This window comes from Parahoeflea alexandrii, assembly GCF_027214025.1.
Taxonomy (GTDB): Bacteria; Pseudomonadota; Alphaproteobacteria; order Rhizobiales; family Rhizobiaceae; genus Hoeflea; species Hoeflea alexandrii_A.
The window spans coordinates 1-1,722 of the sequence record NZ_JAPWHB010000021.1 but is presented as its reverse complement, the minus strand read 5'-3'; the positions used below and the strand labels follow the sequence as shown (position 1 = coordinate 1,722).

Genomic DNA, 1,722 nt, shown 5'->3' with positions numbered 1-1,722 from the left:
GAGGCCGGGTTCGGCGGGGCGCTGAGCTCGGACGCGGTGCTGAGCGGCGGGGCGCAGGCGCTTCTGGCCGGGCTGCAGGCCGACGGCTCGGGGCTCGAGGCGGCGCTGACAGCGATCACCACCGAGCTTGGCGATGCGAGCCAGGCGATCGCGGTGATCTGGGATTATCTCGACGACAACTACGTCAATGGCGGTCCGACCCAGGATTCGATCAACGAAGCCTTCATCCGGCTGGGCGCGGCCTATGCCGGCCTGCTCAAGGCCGGAACGATCGACCCGCTCGTCGGCGTGACGGCGAAGTACACGGCCGACGGCCTGGATGGCGGATCAGCACCCGACCGGGTGCAGAGCCTGCATGACAACCTGTTGGGCAACGTCACCAGTGCGGCGATCGCGCAGCGCTTCGGCGGCGATGCGCTTGAAGGCACACTGACCAGCCTGGTCACCGGCGTCGACGCCAACCTGCTGACCCGTCCCTACTACTCGGGCAACGAAAACGCCTCGGATGCGGCAGCGCGTGCCTTCGACGTCGCCAACGGTTATGTCGAGGCGGCTTCGGGCCAGCTGACGGCGACCGATGTGGACAATGGCGAGACGGCTCAGCTGCTGTGGTCGGGCAATGCGACGGGCACCTACGGCACGTTCTCGATCGACACCAACACTGGCGAATGGGTCTACAAGCTCGACAACGGCCTTGCCCCGACGCAAGGGCTGACCGAGGGCCAGATCGTCACGGAAGTCTTCACGGCCACCGTGACCGACCCGCAGGGCGCGACCGACACGGTCGACGTCACCATCACCATTACCGGCACCAATGATGCGCCGGTGATCGAGGCAAACTCGGTCGTGGCAGGTGCAGCGACGGAAGACGCGGATTCGGCAGCACCCTCGACCGCGATTGCCGATTTCACCGCGATCAGCGGCGATATTGCCGCTCTGCTGGCTGCTCCGGGCTACAATGACGACATGGGCGCTCTGCTGCAGAGCGTTCTGGGCCTGCCGGGCGTGACCTCGATGGCCGACGCGATCACCGCGGTGTGGCAGCACCTCGATGCCAATTACGGCTCCTACTATATCAATGATGTCAACGAGGCCTTCGTCCGTCTCGGACTGGAATATGCCGAGTACATCCAGGGCGGCGGTTCGCCGCTTATCGACGTGATCGCCAAGTTCCAGGCCGACAACAACGGCAACGGCATTCCGCAGCGGCTGCAGAGCCTGCATGACAATCTGCTCGGCAACCTCGACGGCCCGTCGCTGGCCGACAAGTTCCTCGGCGCGCCGCAGGGATCGAACAATGCGGATCCGCAGCCTGCGCTGCATGCCGAACTGACCCAGTCGATCGACGATCTGGGCCTCACCGGCCGGCCGATCTACGGCGGGTACGAAGGCCAGGCCAACAACGCGCTGTCGTTCGACCAGGCCAACGGCCTGCTGCCGGCGGCCTCGGGCCAGCTGGTGGCCACCGATGTCGACGCCGGCGAGACGTCGCTGCTGCAGTGGGCGGGCAATGCCGCGGGCACCTACGGCAATTTCGTCGTCGATGCCGATACCGGTGTCTGGAGCTATTTCGTCAACAACGGCGCAGCGGCGACGCAGGCACTGGCCGCGGGCCAGACTGACACGGAAACCTTCACGGTTGTGGTAACCGACCCGCAGGGCGCGACCGACACGGTCGACGTCACCATCACCATTACCGGCACCAATGACGCACCGGTGATC

General features: G+C 65.9%; 1 protein-coding gene. It reads left to right on the top strand.

Annotated features, from left to right (window positions below; genetic code table 11):
* On the top strand, window positions 1-1,722 hold a 1,722-nt coding region (locus O4H62_RS26245), incomplete at both ends, for a VCBS domain-containing protein (RefSeq protein ID WP_269391840.1).